This window comes from Streptomyces sp. NPDC053755, assembly GCF_040677675.1.
Lineage (GTDB): Bacteria > Actinomycetota > Actinomycetes > Streptomycetales > Streptomycetaceae > Streptomyces.
Genome location: NZ_JBFASK010000004.1, coordinates 215397 through 240708, shown reverse-complemented (window position 1 = coordinate 240708; position 25312 = coordinate 215397). Strand labels below are relative to the sequence as shown.

Below are 25312 nucleotides of genomic sequence, written 5' to 3'. Positions count from 1 at the left end.
ACGGTTCGCCTCCGGGCGCTGAGAGCCGGACTCACACGGCCGTACGTGCTCGCCCCCCTTTTTTTGGGGCTCGGTTCGCCTCCGGGCGCTGAGAGCCGGACTCACACGGCCGTACGTGCTCGCCCCCTCGTTCCTCGGGGGCTGCGCGCGTTCGTCCGTGTTCCTCCGGCGCGCCCTTCGGCTCACTCGCCGGTGGGTGCGGGTGCGTCCGTGTTCCTCCGGCTCACTCGCCGGTGGGTCACGCCGCGTGGCCGCCGTCCACCGAGAACTCCGCGCCCGTCACGTAAGCGGCGTCCGGACCCGACAGGAACGCCACCATCGAGGCGACCTCGTCCGGCGTGCCGAAGCGGCCCAGCGCCGTGCCGGCGGCCTGCCCCTGCGCGTACGGGCCCGCCGCCGGGTTCATGTCGGTGTCGACCGGGCCCGGGTGGACGATGTTGGCCGTGATGCCGCGGTCGCCCAACTCCCGGGCGAGGGCCCTGTTCAGCCCGATCAGCGCGGACTTGCTCAACGCGTAGAGCGTGGCGCCGGGGCCCGAAACGCGGGCCGTCACGCACGAGCCGATCGTGACGATCCGCCCGCCCCGCTCCATCCGCGCGGCCGCCGCCTGCGACGCGAGGAAGACCGCGCGCACGTTCACCGCGAGCACCCGGTCCACATCGGCCAACGGCAACGACTCCAGGGGACCGAGCACTCCCACACCCGCGTTGTTGACCAGGACGTCCAGCCGCCCGAACGCGTCCGTCGCCCACTCCACCGCGCCCGCCGCGTCCCCGGCGTCGGCCGCGTCCGCGCGCAGCGCCAGGGCCTTGCGTCCGGCCGACTCGACGGCCGCCGTGACCTCCCGCGCCCGCTCCTCGCCCTGGACGTAGGTGAAGGCGACGTCCGCCCCCTCCTGCGCCAGCCGTACGGCCGTGGCGGCGCCGATCCCCCTGCTGCCGCCCGTCACCAGAACCGCCTTGCCGTGCATCGTGGACATCCCGAACCTCCGTCGATCCGTGCCGAACCATGAGTGATTGCGGGTTCAATGAAAGTGGGCGGGGCCGCCGGGTGCTGGCGGGAAACGGACGCCGAGAGCCGGGGCGCGGGCGGGCCGTGGGCTCGGAGTGGGGGAGCGGTGCGCGGCCGCGGCGCCGGCGCGGGACGGAAAGGTGTAGCCGCCACGCGCCGCTCCGGGTACGGTGATCGTCCCGCGTGTGAGCCGCTGTAGCCTCCACCCCGTCCCACGAGTCGGAGCAGGCCCGCACATGACCGCCACGTCACCCACCGCCGCGACCCTCCCGCTGCGAGCCCCCCGCCGCGCCTGGCTCACCGACCTGCCGGTCCTCCTCGTCGCCGTCGTCTGGGGCGCCAGCTACCTCGCGGCCAAGGGCATCACCACCACGCACACGGTCGTCGCGGTCCTCGTCCTGCGCTTCGCCGTCGTCCTGCCCGCCCTCGCCGTCGCCGGATGGCGGGGACTGCGCGCGCTCGGCGCCGCCCAGTGGCGCGGCGCCGGGGTGCTCGGCCTCATCCTCAGCGGGATCTTCCTCCTGGAGACCTACGGCGTCGTCCACACCTCCGCCACCAACGCGGGTCTGATCATCAGCCTCACCATGATCCTCACCCCGCTCGCCGAGGCCGCCGTCACCCGCACCCGCCCGCCCCGCGCCTTCCTCCTGGCCGCCGCGCTCTCCGTCACCGGCGTCGTCCTGCTGACGCAGGGCGGCGGATTCACCCCACCGTCCCTCGGCGACCTGCTGATGCTGCTCGCCGCCCTCGCCCGTACCGTCCACGTCCTGGCCATGTCCCGGATCGAGGCCGTCCGGAGCGCCGACTCGCTCTCGCTCACGACCGTCCAACTCGGCTCCGCGGTCGTCGTCTTCGCCCTTCTGGCCACCGTCCCCGGCACCGGGGCCTCGCCCTGGTCCGTGGCCCTCGACTTCGGTCCCCGCGAATGGGCCGGTCTGCTCTTCCTCTCCGTCTTCTGCACGCTCTTCGCCTTCTTCGTCCAGATGTGGGCCGTCCGCCGCACCTCCCCGTCCCGGGTGAGCCTGCTCCTCGGCACGGAACCGCTGTGGGCCGCGGCCGCCGGCATCGCGCTCGCCGGCGACCGCCCCGGAGCCCTCGGCCTCGCGGGCGCCGTCCTGGTCCTCGCCGGCACCACCTGGGGCCGCCGGGCCGCGGACGACGGCGCCCGGTAGGGATCCGCCCCGTGCGCTCGCCGCCGTACGACAGGGATTTCCGTGCCCGCGGGCCGGCAGCACCCAGGGCTGGGGGCTCGGGCTGCCCGCCCCCGCCTGCGCCCTCTCCACCGGCGGCTCGGTCTCTCACCGCACGGCCGCACACCTCGCCGAGGTCACCCGCCTCGCCGGGACGCGTTCCCCGGTCCTGTCCGTACCGTCCCACCGGGCCGGCCGAGGCACCCCCGGCCGGCTCTACGCCTTCCTCACCCGGTCCGAGACGATGAGGATCACCAGGCCCAGCACGGCGATCACGATGTTCGCGAACAGCTCCCGGCCCTGGAGGAACCAGGCGTTCTCCGTCAGGAAACGGGTGAGGCCCATCAGACGGAACCAACCGTCCGTCAGCTCGCGGATCACGCCGCAGACGCCGCACACCAGGGTCAGGCCGCCCACGGCCTCCAGGAATCGCTTCACGGCACGATCATGATCCTTCCGGCGCGGCGCCCGCGTCGGTCCCCCGGACATGCCACGGCGACCGAAGTCTCCCGTCCCGCGACTTTGGTAGCGGACACCGCTCAGCAACCGGCCCCACGCCCCCCACCTGCGTACTTTGGTGGCTATGACACCGACGGACCGCCACGCCTGGCTGCTTCCCTCGGCCGTGGCCGACCTCTCGTCGGACGGCCCGCAGGGGCGCAGACCGCGCCGCACCGTCCGCGACTGGGTGGTCGACACCCTCCTCTTCCTCCTCGCGGCCTTCTTCGGACTCATCGCCGCCGACGTCACCGAGCAGCTGAACAGCGAGATCGTCGCCTTCGCCGACCAGATCGTCGGTGCCGCCGCCTGCTGCGCGCTCTGGCTGCGCCGCCGCTGGCCCGCGGGGGTCGCGATCGTCCTCACCGTGGTCAGCACCATCGCCCCCGTGGCCGGCGGGGCGGCCCTCGCCGCCCTCTTCGGGGTCGCCGTCCGCCGCCCGTTCCGGGAGACCGCGGCCATCGGAGGGCTCGCCGTGGCCTCCTCCAGCGCCCAGGTCTTCCTGCGGCCCGACCCGAGCCTCCACCCGGCGGCAGCCGTCGTGATCGGCATCGTCATGACCCTGCTGGTGACCGCCTGGGGCATGCTCGTGCGCTCCCAGCGCCAGCTCGTCGTCGCACTGCGCGAGCGTGCCCGGCGCGCCGAGGCCGAATCCGAACTCCGCGCCCAGCAGGCCCAACGCCTCGCCCGCGAGGCCATCGCCCGCGAGATGCACGACGTCCTCGCCCACCGTCTCACCCTGCTCAGCGTGCACGCCGGAGCCCTGGAGTTCCGGCCCGACGCCCCGCCCGAGCAGGTCGCCCGAGCCGCCGGCGTCATCCGGGACAGCGCCCACGAGGCTCTCCAGGACCTGCGCGAGATCATCGGCGTCCTGCGCACACCCGACGACGACGGCGGTGGCGGCGACCGGCCCCAGCCCACCCTCGGCACCCTGGACATCCTGGTCGGCGAGTGCCGTGCGGCCGGGATGAAGGTCGTCCTCGACCTCGCCCTGGACACCGCCGACGCCCAGGGCGCGGTCCCCGCCGCCACCGGCCGCACCGTCTACCGCATCGCGCAGGAGGGCCTCACCAACGCCCGTAAGCACGCCCCCGGCGCCGAGGTCACCGTCACCGTCCGCGGCCGTCCGGGCGACGGGCTCACCGTCCACATCCGCAACCCGGCCCCCACCGGCCCCGTCCCGCACGTGCCCGGTTCGGGCCAGGGGCTCATCGGGCTCACCGAACGCGCGACCCTCGCCGGCGGGCGGATGGACCACGGCCCGGCCCCCGACGGCGGGTTCGCCCTGCACGCCTGGCTACCGTGGCCCTCATGACCATCCGGCTGCTCATCGTCGACGACGACCCCCTGGTCCGCGCGGGCCTCACCCTCATGCTCGGCGGCGCGGAGGACATCGAGATCGTCGGCGAGGGGGCCGACGGCCGCGAGGTCCCCGAACTCGTCGCCCAGCTCGCCCCCGACGTCGTCCTCATGGACATCCGGATGCCCCACGTCGACGGGCTCACGGCCACCGAACGGCTCCGCACCCGCCCCGGCGCCCCGGAGGTCGTCGTCCTCACCACCTTCCACGCCGACGAGCAGGTGGTGCGCGCCCTGCGGGCCGGCGCGGCGGGCTTCGTCCTCAAGGACACCCCGCCCGCCGAGATCGTCGCCGCCGTCCGCAGGGTCGCCTCCGGCGACCCCGTCCTCTCCCCGGCCGTCACCCGCCAGCTGATGAGCCACGTCGCCGGCCGGCAGCCGCAGCCCCGTCGCGCCCATGCCGCCGACCGCCTCGCCGAACTGGCCGAACGCGAACGCGAGGTCGCCGTCTGCGTCGGCCGCGGCCACTCCAACGCCGAGATCGCCGCCGCTCTCTACATGAGCGTGCCCACCGTCAAGACCCACGTCTCCCGCGTCCTCGCCAAGCTCGGCCTCAACAACCGCACGCAGATCGCCCTCCTCGTCCACGACGCCGGCCTCCTGGAGGACGACACGATCTAAGCTGGACCGATGGCCGACATCGATCTGGCGGAGTACGGCGCGGACTTCACCGCCAACCCCCATCCGTACTACGCGAAGATGCGCGCGGCCGGGCCCGTGCACCGGGTCCGCACCGCCGACGGATCCCGGGTGTGGCTCGTCGTCGGCTACGACGCGGCGCGCGCCGCCCTCGCCGATCCGAGGCTGGCCAAGTCGCCCTCCGTCGTCGGCATGACCATGCTGGACGAGCGGGTCATCGGTCCCAACCTGCTCGTCCTCGACCCGCCGGACCACACCCGGCTGCGCGGACTGGTCGCCGGGCAGTTCACCGGCCGACGGGTGGAGAGCCTGCGGCCGCGGATCGAGCGGCTCACCCGCGAACTCGCCGACACGATGGCGCCGGCCGGCCGCGCCGACCTGGTCGACTCCTTCGCCTTCCCGCTGCCCGTCATCGTCATCTGCGAACTCCTCGGCATCCCGGCCGCCGACCGTGACACCTTCCGGGCCTGGTCCAACGAGATCGTCGCCCCGACCGGCGCCGGTCCCGAGGCCGCGGCGATCGAGGGGCTCGCCGCCTACCTGGACGCGCTCATCGAGGACAAGCGCGCGGCGGGCCCCTGCGACGACCTGCTCTCCGACCTGATCACCGCCCGCGCCGAGGACGGTGACCGGCTCTCCCTGGCCGAGCTGCGCGCGCTCGCCTACCTGCTGCTCATCGCCGGACACGAGACGACGGTCAACCTCGTCACCAACGCCGTACGGGCGCTGCTCACCCATCCCGGACAACTCGCCGCCGTCCGCGCCGACCACGGCCTGCTCGACGCCGTGGTGGAGGAGACGCTGCGCTGGGAGGGACCGGTGGAGAACGCGACCTTCCGGTTCACCCGGGAGCCGGTACGGATAGGGGAGACGCTCATCCCCGCGTACGAGCCGGTCCTGGTCTCCCTCGCGTCGGGGGACCGGGACCCCGGGCGCTACCCGGACGCCGACCGCTTCGACCTCCACCGCGACGCCCGCGGCCACCTCGCCTTCGGGCACGGAGTCCACTACTGCCTGGGAGCCCCGCTCGCCCGGCTGGAGGCCCGGATCGCGCTCCGGACCCTTCTGGAACGTTTCCCCGGCCTGGAACTCGACGCCGACGCGGGGGCGTTGGAGTGGCTGCCCGGCCTTCTCATGCGAGGCGTCCGCCGCCTCCCCGTCCGATGGTGAGTCCATGACCGCACTCGATCTCGACCTGGCGCGCAAGGTCCTGGACGCGCAGCCGTTCAGCCGGCTCCTCGGCGCCCGGCTCACCGCCTTCGGCGACGGAACCGCCGTCCTGGAGGTCGGCCTGCGCGAGGAACTCCGCCAGCAGAACGGCTTCGTGCACGGCGGAGTGCTCTCGTACGCCGCCGACAACGCCCTCACGTTCGCCGCCGGCACCGCCCTCGGCGGAGCGGTCCTCACCGCCGGCTTCTCCATCCAGTACGTCCGCCCGGCCGTGGGCCGCACCCTGGTCGCCCGCGCCGACGTCGTCCACGCGGGGCGGCGTCAGGCGGTGGTGCGGTGCGATCTGCTGACCGTGGACGAGGAGGGGACCGAGACCCTCTGCGCGGTCGCCCAGGGCACGGTGCTCGCGGCGAACGGCTGACAGGCGGCGGGCCGGCGCTCCCGCCCCGGGCCCCGCGACACGCGGTCAGCCGTCGCCCGGGGGGATCTCCGACAGGGCGACCGGCCGGCGCTCACGCCGCGACCGCTCGCACGCCTCGGCGATCCGCAGCGCCCGAAGGGCCTCGCGCCCGTCGCACGGATTGGGCCCCGACCCCATGACCAGGCGTAGAAAGGCGTCGAGTTCGGCCTCGTAGGCCGGGGCGAACCGCTCCAGGAACCCGGACCAGGGCTTCTCCGGGACCGGCGGGCCCTGGGCCTCGACGGAGGAGAGCGGGGTGCGGTCGTCCCAGCCGACCGCGATCTGGTCCCGCTCACCGGCCAGCTCCATCCGCACGTCGTAGCCGGCGCCGTTGCACCGGGTCGCCGTCGCCGTCGCCAGCGTGCCGTCGTCCAGGGTGAGCACCGCGGCGGCCGTGTCCACGTCACCCGCCGCGCCGAACATCGCGGGACCCGCGTCCGAGCCGGTGGCGTAGACCTCCACGACCTCGCGCCCGGTCACCCAGCGCAGGATGTCGAAGTCGTGCACCAGGCAGTCGCGGAACAGCCCCCCGGAGAGCGGCAGGTAGGCGGCGGGGGGCGGGGCCGGGTCGGAGGTGGCCGCCCGGACGGTGTGCAGCCGGCCGAGCCGCCCCGAGCGCACGGCCTCACGGGCGGCGCGGTAGCCGGCGTCGAAGCGGCGCATGAACCCCAGCTGGAGTTCGGTGCCGGCGCTCTCCACCGCCCGCAGGGCGCCGAGCGTCCCCGGCAGGTCGAGGGCGATCGGCTTCTCGCAGAAGGCGGGGAGCCCGGCGCCCGCGGCGCGGGCGATCAGCCCGGCGTGCGATGCCGTGGCGCTGGAGATCACCACCGCGTCGAGCGCGTGACCCAGGAGGGCGTCGACCGTCGGCGCCGCCTCCGCACCGACCGCCCCGGCCACCCCCGCCGCCCGGCCGGGGTCGGCGTCCGCCACGACCAGCGATTCGATCGCGGGGTGACGGGCCAGCACGCCCGCGTGGAAGGCCCCGATACGGCCCGTTCCGATCAGTCCGATGCGCATGGCCCCAAGGTGGTGCCGGAGGAACCCCCTGTCAAGGATTTGTCAGGACAACCGGACTTCACCACTTCCTGTCATCTTTTCCTGCGACTACCCTCGCGTCCGTGGTCACGCCGTCCCAGCCCCCGCCGAGGTCCGCCGCCTCCCTCCCGTACCTCGCCGTGGACCGCAGCAGCCCGGTCCCGCTCTACTACCAGCTCGCCCGGCAGCTGGAAGCGGCCATCGGGAGCGGTGCCCTGACGCCCGGCACCCTCCTCGGCAACGAGATCGACCTCGCCACGCGCCTGGGCCTCTCCCGCCCCACCGTGCGCCAGGCCATCCAGTCCCTCGTGGACAAAGGGCTCCTGGTCCGCCGCCGGGGCGTCGGCACCCAGGTCGTGCACAGCCGGGTCCGGCGCCCGCTGGAGCTGAGCAGTCTCTACGACGACCTGGAGGCGGAGGGCCGGCGCCCCGCCACCCTCGTCCTCGCCAACCGGATCGAGCCCGCCACCGCCCGGGTCGCGGCCGCGCTCGGCGTCCCGGAGGGCAGCGACGTCCGCTTCCTGGACCGGCTGCGCGCGGCTCACGGCGAGCCGATGGCACGGCTGCGCAACCACCTGCCGGCCGGCCTGCTCGACCTCGGCACCGAAAGACTGGAGACCACCGGCCTCTACCGGATGATGCGCGGCGCCGGTATCACTCTGCACAGCGCCCGCCAGACGGTGGGCGCCCGCGCGGCCACCGCGGCCGAGGCGGAACAACTCGGCGAGGAGGAGGGCGCGCCGCTCCTGACGATGGAGCGCACCACCTTCGACGACACCGGCCGCGCCGTGGAGTTCGGCTCGCACGCCTACCGGGCCTCGCGGTACTCCTTCGAGTTCCAGCTGCTGGTCAGGCCCTGACCCGACAACCCCGGTGACGGCCGGGCGCACCCCCATGACCGATACTGCAATGCACGCAGAAGGACATAAAGGAGGGCACGGCCTCGTGACCAGGGTTCGGACAGGAGGGGTACGCGCGGCCATCGGCGCCGTGCTCGCGGTGACGCTCACCGCCGCACTCGCCGGATGCAGCAGTACGGGGGGCAAGCGGGCCGAGGACGCCCGCAAGGCCGCCGCCGCCCAGGGCAGGGCCGCCGTCGACACCCCGAGGTGGACCTTCGCCATGGTCACCCACTCGGGCGACGGGGACACCTTCTGGGACATCGTCCAGAACGGCGCCAAGCAGGCCGCCGTCAAGGACAACGTCAACTTCCTGTACGCCCACAGCGACGAGGCCCAGCAGCAGGCCCAGCTGATCGACTCGTACATCGCCAAGGACGTCGACGGGCTCATCGTCACCCTCGCCAAGCCAGACGCGATGAAGACGGCCGTCGCCAAGGCCGTCAAGGCCGGCATCCCGGTGATCACCGTCAACTCCGGATCGGAGCAGTCCAAGGCCTTCGGCGCGCTCACCCACATCGGGCAGGACGAGGCCGTCGCGGGCGAGGCCGTCGGCGAGGAGCTCGACAGGCGGGGCCGGAAGAAGGTCCTGTGCGTCCTGCACGAGCAGGGCAACGTCGGCCACGAGCAGCGCTGCGGCGGCGCGAAGAAGACCTTCGGCGGCGCCCTGCAGAACCTCTACGTCGACGGCACCAACATGCCCGACGTCCAGGCGTCCATCGAGGCCAAGCTCCAGGCCGACCCGTCCATCGACGCGGTCGTCACCCTCGGCGCGCCCTTCGCCGACGCCGCCGTCCAGGCGAGGAAGACCGCCGGGAGCGACGCCGAGGTCGACACCTTCGACCTCAACGCCAAGGTCGCCGGCGCCCTCGCGGCCGGCACGCTCGGCTTCGCCGTCGACCAGCAGCCGTACCTCCAGGGCTACGAGGCAGTCGACCTGCTCTGGCTGTACAAGTACAACGCCGACGTCCTCGGCGGCGGCAAGCCGGTCCTCACCGGCCCGCAGATCATCACCAAGGACGACGCCGCCGCGCTCCAGGAGTACACCGAGCGGGGCACCCGATGAGCACCGCGGGCCCGGCCGGCATCGATCACGTGGACGAGCGGCTGCTGCGCACCACACCGCTGCGCAAGCTGCTCGCCCGGCCCGAACTCGGCTCGGTGGTCGGCGCGGCCGCCGTCTTCCTCTTCTTCGCGGTCGTGGCGGACAGCTTCCTGCGCGCCTCCAGCCTCGGCACGGTCCTCTACGCGGCCTCCACCATCGGCATCATGGCCGTGCCCGTCGCCCTGCTGATGATCGGCGGCGAGTTCGACCTGTCGGCCGGCGTGATGGTGACCAGCTCCGCGCTGATCTCCTCGATGTTCAGCTACCAGATGACCGCCAACGTCTGGGTCGGCGTCGGCGTCTCGCTGCTCGTCACCCTCGGCATCGGGGTCTTCAACGGCTTCATGCTGACCCGTACGAAACTGCCCAGCTTCATCATCACGCTCGGCACGTTCCTGATGCTGACCGGTCTGAACCTCGGTCTCACCAAGCTGATCAGCGGCACGGTCTCCACCAAGACCATCGCCGACATGGAGGGCTTCCCCTCCGCCCGGAAGCTCTTCGCCTCGCAGCTGACGGTCGGCGGCGTCGAGCTGAAGGTCACCATCCTGTGGTGGTTCGCCCTGGTGGCCCTGGCCACCTGGATCCTGCTGCGGACCCGCTTCGGCAACTGGATCTTCGCCGTCGGCGGCGGCGCCGACGCGGCCCGCGCGGTCGGCGTCCCGGTCTTCAAGACCAAGATCGGCCTCTACATGGGCGTGGCCTTCTGCGCCTGGGTCTCCGGCCAGCACCTGCTCTTCTCCTTCGACGTCGTCCAGTCGGGCGAGGGCGTCGGCAACGAGCTGATCTACATCATCGCGGCCGTGATCGGCGGCTGTCTGATCACCGGCGGATACGGCTCCGCGATCGGCTCCGCCGTCGGGGCGTTCATCTTCGGCATGACCAGCAAGGGCATCGTGTACGCGGAGTGGAACCCCGACTGGTTCAAGTTCTTCCTGGGAGCGATGCTCCTCCTGGCGACCCTGCTGAACGCCTGGATCCGCAAGCGCGTGGAGGCGACCAAGTGACCACGACACCGCTGGTCGAGCTGGACGACGTCAGCAAGTACTACGGCAACATCCGCGCCCTCGAAGGGGTCTCCCTGGAGGTCCACCCGGGCGAGATCACCTGCGTCCTCGGCGACAACGGCGCCGGCAAGTCCACCCTCATCAAGATCATCGCCGGGCTGCACCGGCACGACGCCGGCACCTTCCGGATCGAGGGCGAGGACGTCTCCCTCGCCAGTCCGCGCGAGGCGCTGGACCGGGGCATCGCCACCGTCTACCAGGACCTCGCCGTCGTCCCCCTGATGCCGGTGTGGCGCAACTTCTTCCTCGGCTCCGAGCCCACCAAGGGCGCCGGCCCCCTCAAGCGCCTCGACGCCGACCGGATGCGCCGCACCACCCGTGCCGAGCTGCTGCGCATGGGCATCGACCTGCGCGATGTCGACCAGCCCATCGGCACCCTGTCCGGCGGCGAACGCCAGTGCGTGGCCATCGCCCGGGCGGTCCACTTCGGAGCCAAGGTCCTCGTCCTCGACGAGCCGACCGCCGCGCTCGGCGTGAAGCAGTCCGGGGTCGTCCTGAAGTACGTGGCCGCCGCCCGTGACCAAGGCCTCGGCGTGGTCCTCATCACCCACAACCCCCACCACGCCTATCTCGTCGGCGACCGCTTCGTCCTGCTCAAGCGCGGTGTCATGTCGGGCAGCCACACGAAGACCGGGGCGGACGCCGTCACCTTGGACGAGCTGACCCGGCAGATGGCCGGCGGCAGCGAGCTGGACGACCTCCGCCACGAACTGGAGCGTCCCCCCGCGACGTAACCGCCCTCCCGACCCCCACCTGGCAGAATCGAGCCGATGAGTACCTACCGCGACCTCACCCAGCGCGGCTCCGCCCGGGGCACCGTGCTGCGGACCGTCGGCACCCGCGAACGGCGCTCCCATCTGACCGCGCCGAAGGTGCCCACCGTCGGGATCGACATCGGCGGGACGAAGGTCATGGCCGGTGTCGTCGACGCGGACGGCACCATCCTGGAGCAGCTCCGCACCGAGACGCCCGACAAGTCCAAGAGCCCGAAGGTCGTCGAGGACACCATCGTCGAGCTGGTCCTCGACCTCTCCGACCGGCACGACGTGCACGCCGTGGGCATCGGCGCGGCCGGCTGGGTCGACGCCGAGCGGGCGACGGTGCTCTTCGCCCCGCACCTCGCCTGGCGCAACGAACCGCTGCGCGACGCGCTCGAGTCGCGGCTCGCCGTCCCCGTCATGGTGGACAACGACGCCAACACCGCCGCCTGGGCCGAGTGGCGCTTCGGCGCCGGACGCGGCGAGGACCACCTCGTCATGATCACGCTCGGCACCGGCATCGGCGGCGCGATCCTGGAGGACGGCCGGGTCAAGCGGGGCAAGTACGGCGTCGCCGGCGAGTTCGGCCACATGCAGGTCGTGCCCGGCGGCCACCGCTGCCCCTGCGGCAACCGCGGCTGCTGGGAGCAGTACAGCTCCGGCAACGCCCTGGTCCGCGAGGCCCGCGAGCTGGCCGCCGCCGACTCCCCGGTCGCGTACAACATCATCGACCGCGTCCAGGGCAACGTCCCGGAGATCACCGGCCCGCTCATCACCGAGCTGGCGCGCGAGGGCGACGCCATGTGCGTGGAGCTCTTCCAGGACATCGGCCAGTGGCTCGGCGTCGGCATCGCCAACCTCGCCGCGGCCCTCGACCCGTCCTGCTTCGTCATCGGCGGCGGCGTCAGCGCCGCCGACGATCTCCTCATCGGCCCCGCCCGGGACGCCTTCCGCCGCCATCTGACCGGACGCGGCTACCGCCCCGAGGCCCGCATCGCCAAGGCCCAGCTCGGACCCGAGGCCGGCATGGTCGGCGCCGCCGACCTCGCCCGGCTCGTCGCCCGCCGCTTCCGCCGCGCCAACCGCCGCCGGGTCGAGCGCCACGAACGCTACGAGCGCTACGCCCAGGCCCTGCGCAACGGCACCGCCGGACGCGCCTCCCGCACCACCCAGGATCCGCCGTCATGACCGTTCCGTCCCCGTCCACCTCCCCCGAGCAGCAGCGGAGAAAGCTGCCGGAGGACCGGCGCCACATGATCCGCCGCCGCTGGCTGACGGCGATCATCATCGTGCTCCTCGTCGGCATCCCGGCCGGCTATCTGCTGATCTCCGCGGGCCAGAGCCGCGACAGCGGGCGCGACAAGGAGCGCGAGTCCTCGGCCGCCGGGCTCCAGGACAACTGGCCCTCCCAGATGAAGCGCCGGATCTTCGAGGTCCCCATCCCCGCCGGCAGCAGGGACGTCTCGTACTACGAGACGAGCAACTGGCGTACCAGCCGCCTGTACGTCCAGTTCACGACCAGCGCCGGAAAGCTCGACTCCTTCCTCGACCAGGTCGGCTCCAGCCGCTCCGGGCTGACCCCCGACGAGGTCACCATCGGCGAACGCGACGCCTCGATCGTCGGCTGGGACTTCGCCGCCGACCGCGACTGGTCGGGCACCAGCATCAACCGGAAGAAGCCGCGGCCGGGCCAGGACATCACCGTCGACCTCACCGACCCCGCCGCACCGACCGTCTACGTGGTCTCCGCCACCACCCCCTGACCCGGGACCCCCTGGCCGGGCCCGGACGGTCCGCTCACTACTCTGGAGCGAGTGAGCCAGACCCAGACGCCCCCGCTTCAGCAGCCCCCGTCCACCCTGCAGTACCGGATCGACGGCCCCGACGACGCACCCGTCCTGGTCGTCGGCCCCTCCCTCGGCACCACCTGGCACATGTGGGACCGGCAGATCCCCGAGCTGACCCGCCAGTGGCGCGTCGTCCGCTTCGACCTGCCGGGGCACGGCGGCGCCCCCGCCCGGCCCTTCACCTCCGTCGCCGAACTCGGCGACCGGCTCCTGGCCACCCTCGACGACCTGGGCGTCCAGCGCTTCGGCTACGCCGGCTGCTCCATCGGCGGCGCGGTCGGGCTCGACCTCGCCCTGCGGGCTCCCCACCGGGTCGCCTCCCTCGCCCTGGTGGCCACCTCGCCCCGGTTCGGCAGCGCCGACGAGTTCCGCCAGCGGGGCGTGGTCGTGCGCACCCATGGCCTGGAGCCGATGGCGCGCGCCGCACCGGAGCAGTGGTTCACCCCGGGCTTCGCCGCGGCCCAGCCGGCCATCGTGGAGTGGGCCGTGCAGATGGTGCGCACCACCGACCCCGGCTGCTACGTCGGCGCCTGCGAGGCGCTCGCCCTGTTCGACGTCCGCGACGCCCTGGGGCGGATCGGCATCCCCGCCCTGGTCCTGGTCGGCGCGGACGACCAGGTCACCGGCCCCGCCGAGGCCCGCACCCTGGTCGCCGGGATAGCCGACGCCCGGCTCGCCGTCGTCCCCGGCGCCTCCCACCTGGCCCCCGTCGAGCAGCCCGGTGCCGTCACCGACCTGCTCACGAACCACTTCGCGGGAATCGTGCACGACACGCAGAGCGCCGTGCCCGCCCCGCCGATGCCGCCCGTCTCCGCCCCGGTCGTCCCCGTCGCCGCGATCGCCCCGGCGGCGGCCGGCCCCGAGCGCGCGCGGACCGTGCGGCCCGACCCGTACGACGAGGGGCTGAAGCTGCGCCGCGAGGTCCTCGGCGACGCCCATGTGGACCAGGTGCTCGACGACGAGTTCGGCGCCGCCTTCCAGTCCCTGGTCACCCGCTACGCGTGGGGCGAGGTCTGGAGCCGCGAGGGCCTGGACCGGCGCACCCGCAGCTGTGTGACCCTCACCGCCCTGATCGCCGGCGGCCACCTGGAGGCCCTCGGCGACCATACCCGGGCCGCCCTGCGCAGCGGTCTGTCCCCCGACGAGATCCGGGAGGTCCTGCTGCAGACCGCCGTCTACTGCGGGATTCCGGCCGCCGAGAGCGCCCTGCGCGTCGTGCGCCGGGTGATCAAGGAGGAGACCACCCCCCAGGCGTAGGCTGGGCGGGCCGTTCCACGCCGTCCGAGGGGGCACCCCGTGAAGCTGACGAAGAAGTCGCACGCCTGCATCCGCCTGGAGAAGGAGGGCCGCTCCCTCGTCATCGACCCCGGCGGGTTCTCCGAGGAGGACGCCGCCCTCGGCGCCGACGCCGTCCTCGTCACGCACGAACACCCCGACCACTTCGACGAGAACCGGCTGCGGGTCGGCCTGGAGGCCGACCCGGCGGCCGAGATCTGGACCCTGCGGAGCGTGGCCGAGCAGCTCTCGGCCGCGTTCCCCGGACGGGTCCACGTCGTCGGTGACGGGGACACCTTCACCGCGGCCGGTTTCGAGGTGCAGGTGCACGGCGAGCTGCACGCGGTGATCCACCCGGACATCCCCCGGGTGACCAACATCGGCTTCCTGGTGGACGGCTCGCTCTTCCACCCCGGCGACGCCCTGACCGTGCCGGAACAGCCCGTCGAGACGCTGATGCTCCCGGTCATGGCTCCCTGGAACAAGATCTCCGAGGTCATCGACTACGTCCGCGAGGTCAAGCCTCGCCGGGCCTACGACATCCACGACGCCCTGCTCACGGACCTCGCCCGGCCGATCTACGACCGGCAGATCGGCGCGCTCGGCGGCACCGACCACGGGCGGCTGAGCCCGGGCGACTCCACCGAGGTGTGAACGCGGTGGCTGTCACACCCCGCCGTTAGGCTTGCGGCCATGCGCATCGCCACGTGGAACGTCAATTCGATCACCGCCCGGCTGCCCCGCCTCCTGGCCTGGCTGGAGAGCAGCGGCACGGACGTGCTCTGCGTCCAGGAGACCAAGTGCACCGCCGAGCAGTTCCCCACCGACGAGCTGCGCGAGCTGGGGTACGAGTCGGTGGTCAACGCCACCGGCCGGTGGAACGGCGTGGCCCTGCTCTCCAAGGTGGGCCTGGAGGACGTCGTCATGGGCCTGCCCGGCGCGCCCGACTACGAGACCGCGCAGGAGCCGCGCGCCATCTCCGCGACCTGCGGCCCGGTGCGCGTCTGGTCGGTGTACGTGCCCAACGGCCGCGAGGTCGCCCACGAGCACTACGCCTACAAGCTCCGCTGGCTGGAGGCGCTCCAGGCGGCGGTCGCCCAGGACGCGGCGGGCGCGCGCCCCTTCGCCGTCCTCGGCGACTACAACATCGCCCCGACCGACGACGACGTCTGGGACATCTCCCTCTTCGAGGGTGCCACGCACGTCACCGAGCCGGAGCGGGCGGCGCTGGCCGGGCTGCGGGAGACGGGGCTGACCGACGTGGTCCCGCGCCCCCTCAAGTACGACCACCCCTTCACGTACTGGGACTACCGCCAGCTCTGCTTCCCGAAGAACAAGGGCATGCGGATCGACCTGGTCTACGGCAACAAGCCGTTCGCGGACGCGGTCGAGGACAGCTACGTCGACCGCGAGGAGCGCAAGGGCAAGGGCGCTTCCGACCACGCCCCGGTCGTCGTCGACCTCGACGTCTGAGCCCGCCGGGCCGGCGGCCCGGCCCCGAGGGGGGGGCCGCGCGGTCCCGCGGGGTGCCCCGTCCGCGCCCCCGGCGCCCGGACGATCTCCGCGCGCCGGGTGGTGCCGGGCGCGGGTGCGGTGCGACGCTGGACGGATGTACATCCCGTTCCTGGACAACTGGCGCAAGCGGCGTGAAGCCGATGACACCCCGCTGGCCGCGGCCTTCGACCGCGATCCGGAGGGGATGGGGGAGCTGCTCGCCGAGTGCGAGCTGCTGCGCGCCAGGGCCCAGGAGGCCGGGGTGGCCCTGGACGACACCCCGCGCTCGCTCGCGGCCATCGACCAACTCCCCCCGCGCTGGCGCGACGACCCGGAGGAGCTGCCCTGGCTGGGCAACGACGCCGGGCTCTATCTGGGGACGGTCATCGTGCGTACGGTGCGCGGCGCGAGCTGGCAGGTGTGGCCGGGCGGGCAGCCGGTCGTGCGTCTCGCCTCCGGCCGGGAGATCAACGTGGTCGAGGCGGGTCTCGACTGGGCGGTGAGCGGGTCGCCCGAACTCTCCCAGGTGTACGCCGAAGCCGCCGAGTACTGACCGGTTTCTCCGCACTTGTGCAGTAAATACGGCTTATGCCTTGCTTATGCGTGTCGGTCGGCAAGTCCCTTTTCGTGCTGGATAGTTTGCGCTGACCGCGACACCGCTGAGAAATGGGGCAGGGCAGCGTATGGCCGTCGTCGATCCGTTGATCGAGCTGCGTGACGTCAACAAGCACTACGGCGCGTTGCACGTCCTGCAGGACATCAACCTCACCGTCGGGCGCGGGGAGGTGGTGGTGGTCATCGGACCGTCCGGCTCGGGCAAGTCGACCCTCTGCCGGGCGATGAACCGGCTGGAGTCCGTCGAGTCGGGCGAGATCCTCGTCGACGGGCGCCCCCTCCCCGCGGAGGGCAAGGCCCTGGCCCGGCTGCGGACCGAAGTCGGCATGGTCTTCCAGTCCTTCAACCTCTTCGCACACAAGACCGTCCTCGCCAACGTCTCGCTGGCCCAGGTCAAGGTCCGCAAGCGCGGGAAGGAGGAGGCGGACCGGCGCTCGCGCGCCCTCCTCGACCGGGTCGGCCTCGCCGCCCACGCGGACAAGTTCCCCGCCCAGCTCTCCGGCGGCCAGCAGCAGCGCGTGGCCATCGCCCGGGCGCTTGCCATGGACCCCAAGGCCCTGCTCTTCGACGAGCCGACGTCCGCCCTCGACCCCGAGATGATCAACGAGGTCCTGGAGGTCATGCGGCAGCTCGCCCGCGAGGGCATGACCATGGTCGTCGTCACCCACGAGATGGGCTTCGCCCGCTCGGCCGCCCACCGGGTCGTCTTCATGGCCGACGGCCGCGTCGTCGAGGACCGCAGCCCGGAGGACTTCTTCACCGCCCCGCGCAGCGAGCGCGCCAAGGACTTCCTGTCCAAGATCCTCACGCACTGACGGGGAGGGACGCCATGCACCGTACGCGACGAACCCTCGCCGCCCTCGTGCTCCTGCTCGCCGTGGGCGCGGCGGCCGCCTGCGGCAAGGAGGGCAGCCCGCCGGTCAAGGGACCACAGCCCGACGAACTGCCCGTCTACCAGGTCCGGACCGACTTCCGGCTGCCCGGCTCCGCGACCTGGAGCAAGGCGAGGGAGCGCGGCCACCTGGTCGTCGGCGCCAAGGAGGACCAGCCCTACATGGGCGAGAAGGACCCGGCCACCGGGACGTACTCCGGCTTCGACATCGAGATCGCCAAGATGATGTCGGCCTCGCTCGGCTTCGCCCCCGCCTCCGTCGAGTTCCGCACCATCGCCTCGGCCAACCGCGAGACCGCCCTGCAGAACGGTCAGATCGACTACTACGTCGGCACCTACACGATCAACGCCAACCGCAAGAAGCTCGTCGGCTTCGCCGGCCCGTACTACATGGCCGGCCAGTCCCTCCTCGTCCGCACCGACGAGGACGACATCGACGGGCCCCAGGACCTCGACGGCAAGCGGGTCTGCTCCGCCGCCGGTTCCACTCCGTACCAGCGGATCGAGAAGGACTACCCCAAGGCCGACCTCGTCGCCTACGACACCTACTCGGTCTGCGTCGACAACCTGCTCACCTTCCAGGTCGACGCCGTCACCACGGACGACACCATCCTCATGGGATACGCCGCCAAGGCCCCGGACGAACTCAAGGTCGTCGGCACGCCGTTCTCGAAGGAGCCCTACGGCATCGGCGTTCCCCACGAGGACACCGCCCTGCGCTTCGCCCTGGACGACGCCCTCGCCGCCCACGAGAAGAACGGCGACTGGAGGAAGGCGTACGACGCGACCCTCGGCCTGTCCGGCGTGCCCGCCCCCCTGCCGCCCGCCATCGACCGCTACCCGGCGAACTGAGGAGGACGGCGGCGACATGGACGTACTCACACAGAACTTCTCCCTCTACGGCGAGGGCTTCCTCGGCACCGTGGAACTCACCGTCTACGCCTCGGCCCTTGCCCTCGTCCTCGGCTTCCTGATGGCGTCGTTCCGGGTCGCCCCGGTCGGGTCCTTCCGGGTCTTCGGCACCGTCTGGGTGACCGTGCTGCGCAACACCCCGCTCACCCTGCTCTTCTTCGCCGTGATGCTCGGCCTGCCCCGCTTCGGTCTCGTCCTCCCCTTCGAGGTGTTCGCGGTCCTCGCGCTCGGCTGCTACACCTCGGCCTTCATCTGCGAGGCGCTGCGCTCCGGCATCAACACCGTGCCGCGCGGCCAGGGAGAGGCGGCGCGCAGCCTCGGCATGACCTTCGGTCAGACCCTGGGCGCCGTCGTCCTGCCCCAGGCGTTCCGCTCGGTCATCCCGCCCATCGGCTCCACGCTCATCGCGCTCGCCAAGAACTCGGCCATCGCCGGGGCCTTCAGCGTCACCGAACTCCTCGGCACCTACAGGACGCTGAGCGAACTCGGCTACAACATCGTCTGGACCTTCGTCTGGATCGCCGTCGGCTACCTGATCATCACCCTCACCATCAGCGCGATCTTCAACATCCTGGAGAAGCGCTGGGGAGTCGCCCGATGAGCCGGTCCACCGCGCTGTACGACATCCCGGGGCCGGGCACCCGGCGCCGCCACCGGCTCTACGGCGTCCTCTCCACCGTGGTGATCCTGGCCCTCGCCGGCTGGATCCTGTACCTCCTCTTCGACACCGGGCAGTTCACCGCGACCAAGTGGGCGCCCTTCGCCTACGAGGGAATCCAGGAGCTGCTGCTGCGCGGCCTCGGCAACACCCTCAAGGCCTTCGCCTACGCCTCGGTGCTCTCCCTCGTGCTCGGCGGGATCCTGGCCTGCGGACGCCTCTCCGAGCACCGGGTCCTGCGCTGGATCTCGACCCTCTTCGTCGAGTTCTTCCGCGCCATGCCCGTGCTGGTGATGATCTTCTTCATCTTCGTCGCGCTGAAGGTCCAGCCGCTCCCCGCGCTCGTCGCCGGGCTGACCCTCTACAACGGCTCGGTGCTGGAGGAGGTGTTCCGTACCGGAGTCCACTCGGTCGACCGCGGGCAGCGGGAGGCGGCGTACGCGCTCGGCATGCGCAAGACGCAGGTCATGACCTACGTCCTCGTCCCGCAGGCGCTGCGCGCGATGCTGCCGACCATCATCAGCCAACTGGTGGTGGCCCTCAAGGACACCTCGCTCGGATTCCTCATCACCTACGAGGAGTTCCTGCACGCGGGCAAGCTGATCGCCTCCAACCTGGACTACGACCTGCCGTTCATCCCGGTCGTGATGGTGATCTCGGCGGTGTACATCGGGATGTGCCTGCTGCTGTCGTGGTTCGCCACCTGGGTGGCGCGCAAGGAGCGCCGCAACCCCAAGACGCAGGCCGTGGAGCTGCCCCCGCCCGACCGGGGGACGCTGCTGCCGGGCGGGGGTCCTCCCACGGGCGCGTAGGGCGCCGCGGCCGCGGCGCCCGCGAGGGGGCCGTACCCGTCCGGCAGCAGCCGGTGATCACTCCTCCCGCAGTGGGACCGACACGTACGACGGGTCGGCCGACGGCGAGGAGAAGGTCAGCTGTGCGCCGGTCGGGTTGTGCTCGATGTAGAGCGGGTCGACCGTGTCGACGACCACGGCGAGACGGTGGCCGGCCGGCACGTCGTAGGCCGTGGAGAACAGCTCCAGGTCGACGGTGAACGGCGTGCCGGGCGTCTTCCCGTGGAAGGTGTACGGGGCGTTGCTGACCAGCTTGCCGAGGCCGAGCGGGCCCACGTCGTAGAGGTACGCGACGAGGGTGCCGCTCTCCTTGGTGGAGGTGACCGTGGTGTGCAGCCTGGCCGTGCCGCGCACCTTCTGGACGGTGTCGTGGCGCTCGGACTGCCAGACGCCGGCGAAGGCGCGGGGGAGGAGGGGAACGGACGCGACGGGCGGGGTCTGGAGGAACTGGTCCAGGAGGTTGGAGAGGAGGACGACTCCGCCGTTGGCCCCGGAGTCGACGTTGGCCCAGATCCGCTGCGAGCCCCCCAGGGCGATCCTGCGCTGGTCGGCTCCGACCGACTTCCAGTCGGGGTAGCCCTCGTACCCGCCGCCGGAGCGGGTCTTGAGCTGGACGGGCTGCTCGCGGTCGATGCCGTTGTCGGCGCCCTTGAGATGGCGGTCGAACCAGCGGTGGGCGTTGGTCCAGGTGTCGTTGGGCAGTCCGAGCAGACCGGTCGCCTCGGCCGTGGCGTGGTCGCCGGGGCGGAACTCCAGGCGCTTGGGGCCCTGGAGCTTCTCGTAGAAGGACGCGTACTGGTTGGGCGGGAAGATGGTGTCGCCCCAGGCGTTGCCGAGCATGATCGCGGCGCCGTTGGCGTTGATCCGGTCCAGGTGGGTGACGGCCGAGCGCTTCGCTCCCCAGGCGATCATCTCCTCCTCCTTGGCGAGGTTGGAGGAGAGGAAGTCGCCGAGGACGCTCTGGAGTTCGGGTCCGGGGCGGCCGGTGAGATGGCCGGCGCCGCCGAGCAGGGCGGCGGCCTGGAGGTGCTGGGTGCGGCCGCTGTAGATCGACTCGATGAGGTCGGCCCAGCCGCTCAGCGCGGCGACGGCCTTGACGCGCTTGTCGTACGCGGAGGTGAGCAGGCTGATCCCGGCGCCGTACGAGACGCCCGCCATGCCGACCTTGTCGGGATCGGCCGGGGTGTGGGCCAGCGCCCAGTCGATGACCTTGGTGGCGTCGGCGATGTCCTTGGGCCCCGCGGTCTCGATCTCGCCGCCGGACTGCCAGAACCCGCGCGAGTTGTACGCGACCACGACGTAGCCGGAGTCGGCGAGCTTCCTGGCCTGGGCGAGGTACTCGATCTGCGGCATGGCCCAGCTGGTGGGCAGCACGATGACGGGGTAGCGGGTGGAGCCGTCGGCGCCGGCCGGGGTGACGACGTTGGCCTTGAGGACGGTGCCGCCGTCGCCGGTGATGTCCACGAAGCGGATGCCGGTCTCCGAGGCGTGGGCGACGGGGGCGAGCCCGAGCGCCGTCCCCGCCACGAGAGCGGCCGAGACGGCGAGGGCCAGGGGTATGCGCACGGGTCACTCCTCACTGGGGTGTCACTGATGGGGGGCAGTGAAAGTGACCCGACGGTAACCGGGATGCCTTACCCGGGGTAACTGGTCGGTAAGTTACGTGGCGGTAACGATTATTGGACGCGGTGTCAGTCAAGCGCGCTCGTGGCGCGCCAGCCCTCCCACGACAGGTTCCACGCGCCGTAGCCGTTGTTCGGGGCCTGTGTCCCCTTGGCGTCGGAGCCGGTGATCTCGAACGGGTCGCCGACCCGCACCGCGTCGTACACGGCCCGCGCGTCGGCGTCGCTCATGCCGATGCAGCCGGAGCTCCTGTTGGCGGTGCCGAAGTAGGCCGCGTTCCAGGGCGCCGCGTGCGCGTACATGCCCGACCAGGTCAGCCGCATCGAGTAGTCGACCATCTTGTCGTAGGCGTCGCCGAGCCCGACCGTCTCGGAGCGCATGTTGATGGTGCCCTCCTTGGACATCAGCACCGTCCTGCCGCGCCAGGACGCCTTCTCCCCGCCGGGCGTGCCGGCCGACACGGGCACCTCCCTCACGACGGCGCCGTCCCGCACCAGGGTCAGCCGGTGACGGTCGAGGTCGACCTTGACGACCTGCGCGCGGCCGATGCGGAACGTGGTGGTGTAGTCGCGGACGAACCAGCCGCCGGACCCGGAGTCGACGCCGTTCAGCCGGGCGTCCAGGGTGACCCGGGTGCCGGGCTTCCAGTACTCCTTCGGCCGCCAGTCGACCCTGTCCTTGCCGGACCAGTCCCGCATCCAGCCCCAAGAGCCCTCGGTGCGGTTCGAGGTGGTGACCACCAGCTGCTTCTCGACCTCGGCCCTGTTCTTCACGGGGTGGTCGAAGACGATCGACAGCGGCTGGCCGATGCCGACGGTCGTGTCCTTGCCGGGCGCCAGCGTCAGTTTGTTGACCTTCTCGGCCCGGGCGGTGGTGAAGGCGGCCGTGGCGCTGCCGCCGGCCGCGTCCTTCGCCGCGACCGCGTAGGCCGTCCCCGGGGCGGCCTTGCGCGCGGAGGTCCAACTCCGCCCGTCGGGCGCCACCTTGCCGTCGAGCCGCCCGCCCCGGGAGTCGGTCACCTCGACCCGCGCAAGACGCCCCTCGGCGAGGCGGACGACGACCGGCTCGCCCGCCGGGGCCCGCTCGCCGGTGAGGTTCACCGATATCCGCGTCACCGGCGTGGCTTCCTTGCCGTCGTCGGCCGGCGTCGTCCCGCCGGAACACGAGGTGAGGGCGGACAGGCCGAGAACCCCCACGGCGGCGAGCAGGGGGCGCGGGCGTATGCGGTTCACGTGGGACGACCTCCGGGTGTGGATCTCTTACGCGGGGCAAGAGGGCCACGGAACCGAAAGGGTTGCGACAATCCGATCCTTTTCCCCGATGTCGGATGTGAGACGGGACACCACCCCGCCCGCTTCCGGGACCGCTTACGCGCAGCGGCGCGCGATCGATCCCAGCAGTCGCCGCATCCCCACCGCGTGACCGCCCGTCCCGATGGCCAGACCTCGGTAGACACGGCCCGCCGGACCGGGGAACGCGCCCCGGCTCTCCGCCCGGAGCCGGGTCCGGCCCGGGCCGGCGTCGTCGAGGCGGAAGGTCAGGGCGTACGTCGAGAACCGGTGGCGCCCTTCGAGGGACAGCTCGCGTCCCGGGTCCGCGACGGTCACCCGGAAGCCGGGCAGCGCGGAGCCCTCCGCGAGCGGCCGCGGCCCCGACGCCGTACGGTCGGCGCACCCCACCAGCCGGGCGTAGCGCGCACCGCCGGAACCCGCGAAGGAACCCTCCAGCGCGTCGAGCAGAGCGCGCCAGACGGCGTCGGCCCCCACCGGGACGACGGTCGCGTGCTCGTCGATGTACGGCAGTGCGGCGATCTCCACCGAACCTCCCCCTTCGCGACGGCGCGGGCGTCCGCGCCACGCCGAGTATCCGCCCTCGCTCACGGGAACGCCCCCAGGGCCCGGCGCCCCGTGCCACGCTGGGGCCCGTGGAGAGTGCGAGCGACGTGGCCGGCCCGCCCGGCGTCCCCGATGTCTTCGATCCCCGCGTCTACGCCCGCGGGCTGCCCCACGCGGCCTTCCGGATCCTGCGCGACCGGTATCCGGTCGCCCGGCAGGAGGAGTACGAGGTGCTCGGCTGGCCCCCCGGCCCCGGCTTCTGGGCCGTGACCCGTCACGCGGACGTCGTACGGGTCCTCAAGGACGCCTCGACGTTCTCCTCGCACCTCGGCGCCACGCAGATCCGCGACCCCGAACCCGCCGACCTGCCGTTCATCCGGCGCATGATGCTCAACCAGGACCCGCCGGGCCACGGCCGCCTGCGACGGCTGGTCAGCCGGGCGTTCACCCCCGGCCGGATCGAACGCTTCGAGACGACCGCCCGCGAGCGGGCCCGGACGCTGCTAGCCGCCGCGGCGCAGGCGGGGCCGGAGGTCGACCTCGTCCGCCAGGTCACCGACGACTACGCCCTGCTCAACCTCACCGACCTCCTCGGCGTGCCGGCCGCCGACCGGGGACTGCTCCTCGCCTGGACCGAGCGGGTCATCGCCTACCAGGACCCCGACCAGCCGCCCGTCCTCGACCACGAGGGCCGGCCCGTCAACCCGCGCTCACCCGCCATGCTGGCCGAGATGTTCTCCTATGCCCAGGACCTGGCCGCGCACAAGCGGCGGCATCCGGCGGACGACGTCATGACCGCGCTGGCCACCGGCGGACTCCGGGAAGCGGATCTGGAGATGTTCTTCTTCCTGCTGACCGTCGCCGGCAACGACACCGTGCGCTCCGCGGCCCCGGGCGGACTGCTCGCCCTCGCCGGCAACCCGGACGAGCGCCGGCGGCTGTGGAGCGGCGAGGTGCCCGTGGACCGGGCGGTGGAAGAGCTCCTGCGCGTCCACCCGCCCGTGCTCTCCTTCCGGCGCACCGCCGCCCGCGCCACCGCGGTCGCCGGTCAGGCCATCGCCGCCGGAGACAAGGTCGTCGTCTTCCACGCCTCCGCCAACCACGACGAGCGCGTCTTCCCCGACCCCCACCGGCTCGACCTCGGCCGGAATCCCAACCCCCACGTCTCCTTCGGGGACGGCCCGCACGTCTGCCTCGGCGCCCACTTCGCCCGGCTGCAGCTGCGGGTCCTGCACGAGGAGGTGAGGGCCGCGGCGGCGCGGGGCACCCTCACCGGCCTCACCCCGGCCGGCCCGCCCCGCCGTCTGGTCTCCAACTTCGTCAACGGGATCACGTCGCTGCCGCTTCGGGTGCGCTAGCCTCCCGCGCCTCCCGAGCCTGCCGGGTCACGTCGGCGACCAGCTCCACCACATCGGGGCCGTAAGCCTCGGAGTTGACCACCTTCAGGAGGAGGACGAAGGGCCCGGAGCCGTACTTCCGCGCCAGCTTCTCGTGGTGCCGGGCCAGATACCGGGTCGCCGCCTGGTTCGTGACCGCGTACTGGCCGCAGAACAGGAAGACCGGCAGGCCGCCCTCGCCCCCGGTGAGCCGGGCGAGGAGGGCGTACTCCGTGTTCCCGGGGTCGGCCCGGTACGTCTCCTCGCCGATCGTGAACATGCCTCGGTCCGCGACCGGCTCCGACTCCACGTTGACCTTCAGCCCCGGCAGCAGGGACCCGAGGTGCGCGGCCATCCGCCGGTTGGAGTAAGGGCCGCCGACACAGAACTCCGCCCGGTCGCCCAGCCCCTGCCGGGCCATGTCGTGCTGGACTATCTCCGGCCGCGCACCGCAGTCCTTGATCAGTGCGGAGAGTTCGAGCAGCGCGGAGACGTCGACGTTGTGCACCGCCCTCTCGCTGCCCGCCTTGCGGTTCACCACGAGCAGGCAGTCGGAGCCCCCGGTCAGGCCGAAGAACGCCTGCTTGCGCCGGAGCTTGCGGCGCCAGAGATACGTCCGGGCCAGCCAGCCCAGCGACGCGCTGACGCCGGTCGCGAGCACGCCGAGGACGACATTGCGCAGGTCTTCATTCATGGGCGCGCATGCTAGCGGGGGAGCGGCGCCGCGTTCGAGGCGGTCCTGA

27 protein-coding genes are annotated in these 25312 nt (G+C 72.4%); 20 read left to right on the top strand and 7 right to left on the bottom strand.

All coding sequences use genetic code 11. The features are described 5' to 3' along the window. Positions 1 to 238: 238 nt before the first annotated feature. Positions 239 to 979: an SDR family oxidoreductase gene (locus tag AB0K65_RS07220; protein ID WP_365714734.1), complete on the bottom strand. Its 741-nt coding sequence runs from the start codon at positions 977 to 979 to the stop codon at positions 239 to 241. 268 nt (positions 980 to 1247) lie between these two features. Between AB0K65_RS07220 and AB0K65_RS07215 the strand changes: the two genes are divergently transcribed. Continuing rightward, positions 1248 to 2183, top strand: a complete 936-nt coding sequence (locus AB0K65_RS07215; RefSeq protein ID WP_365714733.1) for a DMT family transporter — start codon at positions 1248 to 1250, stop codon at positions 2181 to 2183. A 234-nt stretch (positions 2184 to 2417) separates the two neighbouring features. Here AB0K65_RS07215 and AB0K65_RS07210 read toward each other — a convergent pair whose 3' ends face one another. After that, the gene (locus AB0K65_RS07210) at positions 2418 to 2639 is read right to left on the bottom strand and encodes a hypothetical protein (RefSeq protein WP_365714732.1); all 222 of its coding nucleotides are present in this window, start codon (positions 2637 to 2639) and stop codon (positions 2418 to 2420) included. 145 nt (positions 2640 to 2784) lie between these two features. Here AB0K65_RS07210 and AB0K65_RS07205 point away from each other — a divergent pair, with 145 nt between their 5' ends. The 4 genes from AB0K65_RS07205 to AB0K65_RS07190 are packed head-to-tail and all read left to right on the top strand — an operon-like array spanning position 2785 to position 6288. Next, the gene (locus AB0K65_RS07205) at positions 2785 to 4014 is read left to right on the top strand and encodes a histidine kinase (RefSeq protein WP_365714731.1); all 1230 of its coding nucleotides are present in this window, start codon (positions 2785 to 2787) and stop codon (positions 4012 to 4014) included. Further along, a complete protein-coding gene (locus tag AB0K65_RS07200; RefSeq protein ID WP_365714730.1) occupies positions 4011 to 4679 on the top strand; it encodes a response regulator transcription factor in 669 nt (222 codons plus the stop codon). Before AB0K65_RS07205 ends, AB0K65_RS07200 begins: the two co-directional genes overlap by 4 nt. A gap of 9 nt (positions 4680 to 4688) precedes the next feature. Beyond that, positions 4689 to 5867 carry a cytochrome P450 gene (locus AB0K65_RS07195; RefSeq protein WP_365714729.1) on the top strand — a complete coding sequence of 393 codons (1179 nt, stop codon included), beginning with the start codon at positions 4689 to 4691 and terminating at the stop codon, positions 5865 to 5867. Positions 5868 to 5871: 4 nt separating this feature from the next. Continuing rightward, the gene (locus tag AB0K65_RS07190; RefSeq protein WP_365714728.1) at positions 5872 to 6288 is read left to right on the top strand and encodes a PaaI family thioesterase; all 417 of its coding nucleotides are present in this window, start codon (positions 5872 to 5874) and stop codon (positions 6286 to 6288) included. 45 nt (positions 6289 to 6333) lie between these two features. Here the strand turns inward: AB0K65_RS07190 and AB0K65_RS07185 are convergent, their stop codons facing one another. Further along, on the bottom strand, positions 6334 to 7344 hold the full coding sequence (locus AB0K65_RS07185; RefSeq protein WP_365714727.1) for a Gfo/Idh/MocA family oxidoreductase: 1011 nt from the start codon (positions 7342 to 7344) through the stop codon (positions 6334 to 6336). A 158-nt stretch (positions 7345 to 7502) separates the two neighbouring features. Between AB0K65_RS07185 and AB0K65_RS07180 the strand changes: the two genes are divergently transcribed. The 14 genes from AB0K65_RS07180 to AB0K65_RS07115 all read left to right on the top strand — a co-directional run bounded on the left by AB0K65_RS07180 (position 7503) and on the right by AB0K65_RS07115 (position 19696). Continuing rightward, positions 7503 to 8222: a GntR family transcriptional regulator gene (locus AB0K65_RS07180; RefSeq protein ID WP_365714819.1), complete on the top strand. Its 720-nt coding sequence runs from the start codon at positions 7503 to 7505 to the stop codon at positions 8220 to 8222. Between the two features lie 85 nt (positions 8223 to 8307). Then, entirely contained in the window at positions 8308 to 9327 is a 1020-nt protein-coding gene (locus AB0K65_RS07175) for a sugar ABC transporter substrate-binding protein (RefSeq protein WP_365714726.1), read from the top strand. Continuing rightward, a complete protein-coding gene (locus AB0K65_RS07170) occupies positions 9324 to 10373 on the top strand; it encodes an ABC transporter permease (RefSeq protein ID WP_365714725.1) in 1050 nt (349 codons plus the stop codon). Before AB0K65_RS07175 ends, AB0K65_RS07170 begins: the two co-directional genes overlap by 4 nt. Then, positions 10370 to 11167, top strand: a complete 798-nt coding sequence (locus AB0K65_RS07165; RefSeq protein ID WP_365714724.1) for an ATP-binding cassette domain-containing protein — start codon at positions 10370 to 10372, stop codon at positions 11165 to 11167. The genes AB0K65_RS07170 and AB0K65_RS07165 overlap by 4 nt, the downstream gene beginning before the upstream one ends. Positions 11168 to 11203: 36 nt before the next feature. Continuing rightward, positions 11204 to 12379 carry an ROK family glucokinase gene (locus tag AB0K65_RS07160; RefSeq protein ID WP_365714723.1) on the top strand — a complete coding sequence of 392 codons (1176 nt, stop codon included), beginning with the start codon at positions 11204 to 11206 and terminating at the stop codon, positions 12377 to 12379. Then, positions 12376 to 12954 carry a hypothetical protein gene (locus AB0K65_RS07155; protein WP_365714722.1) on the top strand — a complete coding sequence of 193 codons (579 nt, stop codon included), beginning with the start codon at positions 12376 to 12378 and terminating at the stop codon, positions 12952 to 12954. The genes AB0K65_RS07160 and AB0K65_RS07155 overlap by 4 nt, the downstream gene beginning before the upstream one ends. A gap of 42 nt (positions 12955 to 12996) precedes the next feature. Further along, positions 12997 to 14295 (top strand): alpha/beta fold hydrolase, encoded by a 1299-nt coding sequence (locus AB0K65_RS07150; protein WP_365714818.1) that lies wholly within the window; start codon positions 12997 to 12999, stop codon positions 14293 to 14295. A 39-nt stretch (positions 14296 to 14334) separates the two neighbouring features. Next, the gene (locus AB0K65_RS07145; RefSeq protein WP_365714721.1) at positions 14335 to 14967 is read left to right on the top strand and encodes an MBL fold metallo-hydrolase; all 633 of its coding nucleotides are present in this window, start codon (positions 14335 to 14337) and stop codon (positions 14965 to 14967) included. Positions 14968 to 15006: 39 nt separating this feature from the next. Then, the gene (locus tag AB0K65_RS07140) at positions 15007 to 15786 is read left to right on the top strand and encodes an exodeoxyribonuclease III (RefSeq protein ID WP_365714720.1); all 780 of its coding nucleotides are present in this window, start codon (positions 15007 to 15009) and stop codon (positions 15784 to 15786) included. A 136-nt stretch (positions 15787 to 15922) separates the two neighbouring features. Then, a complete protein-coding gene (locus AB0K65_RS07135) occupies positions 15923 to 16360 on the top strand; it encodes a DUF6278 family protein (RefSeq protein WP_365714719.1) in 438 nt (145 codons plus the stop codon). A gap of 130 nt (positions 16361 to 16490) precedes the next feature. Beyond that, positions 16491 to 17237 (top strand): amino acid ABC transporter ATP-binding protein, encoded by a 747-nt coding sequence (locus AB0K65_RS07130; RefSeq protein WP_365714718.1) that lies wholly within the window; start codon positions 16491 to 16493, stop codon positions 17235 to 17237. A gap of 14 nt (positions 17238 to 17251) precedes the next feature. After that, positions 17252 to 18166 (top strand): glutamate ABC transporter substrate-binding protein, encoded by a 915-nt coding sequence (locus AB0K65_RS07125; RefSeq protein ID WP_365714717.1) that lies wholly within the window; start codon positions 17252 to 17254, stop codon positions 18164 to 18166. A gap of 16 nt (positions 18167 to 18182) precedes the next feature. Then, on the top strand, positions 18183 to 18827 hold the full coding sequence (locus tag AB0K65_RS07120; protein WP_365714716.1) for an amino acid ABC transporter permease: 645 nt from the start codon (positions 18183 to 18185) through the stop codon (positions 18825 to 18827). Beyond that, positions 18824 to 19696: an amino acid ABC transporter permease gene (locus AB0K65_RS07115; protein WP_365714715.1), complete on the top strand. Its 873-nt coding sequence runs from the start codon at positions 18824 to 18826 to the stop codon at positions 19694 to 19696. Before AB0K65_RS07120 ends, AB0K65_RS07115 begins: the two co-directional genes overlap by 4 nt. A 57-nt stretch (positions 19697 to 19753) precedes the next feature. Here AB0K65_RS07115 and AB0K65_RS07110 read toward each other — a convergent pair whose 3' ends face one another. The 3 genes from AB0K65_RS07110 to AB0K65_RS07100 all read right to left on the bottom strand — a co-directional run bounded on the left by AB0K65_RS07110 (position 19754) and on the right by AB0K65_RS07100 (position 23175). Further along, positions 19754 to 21301: an alpha/beta fold hydrolase gene (locus tag AB0K65_RS07110; RefSeq protein ID WP_365714714.1), complete on the bottom strand. Its 1548-nt coding sequence runs from the start codon at positions 21299 to 21301 to the stop codon at positions 19754 to 19756. A 125-nt stretch (positions 21302 to 21426) separates the two neighbouring features. Then, entirely contained in the window at positions 21427 to 22590 is a 1164-nt protein-coding gene (locus AB0K65_RS07105; protein WP_365714713.1) for an Ig-like domain-containing protein, read from the bottom strand. A gap of 135 nt (positions 22591 to 22725) precedes the next feature. Next, a complete protein-coding gene (locus AB0K65_RS07100; RefSeq protein ID WP_365714712.1) occupies positions 22726 to 23175 on the bottom strand; it encodes a hypothetical protein in 450 nt (149 codons plus the stop codon). 107 nt (positions 23176 to 23282) lie between these two features. Between AB0K65_RS07100 and AB0K65_RS07095 the strand changes: the two genes are divergently transcribed. After that, the gene (locus AB0K65_RS07095) at positions 23283 to 24551 is read left to right on the top strand and encodes a cytochrome P450 (protein ID WP_365714711.1); all 1269 of its coding nucleotides are present in this window, start codon (positions 23283 to 23285) and stop codon (positions 24549 to 24551) included. Here AB0K65_RS07095 and AB0K65_RS07090 read toward each other — a convergent pair. Continuing rightward, positions 24523 to 25263, bottom strand: a complete 741-nt coding sequence (locus AB0K65_RS07090; protein WP_365714710.1) for a hypothetical protein — start codon at positions 25261 to 25263, stop codon at positions 24523 to 24525. The genes AB0K65_RS07095 and AB0K65_RS07090 overlap by 29 nt on opposite strands. Between the last annotated feature and the right edge of the window lie 49 nt (positions 25264 to 25312).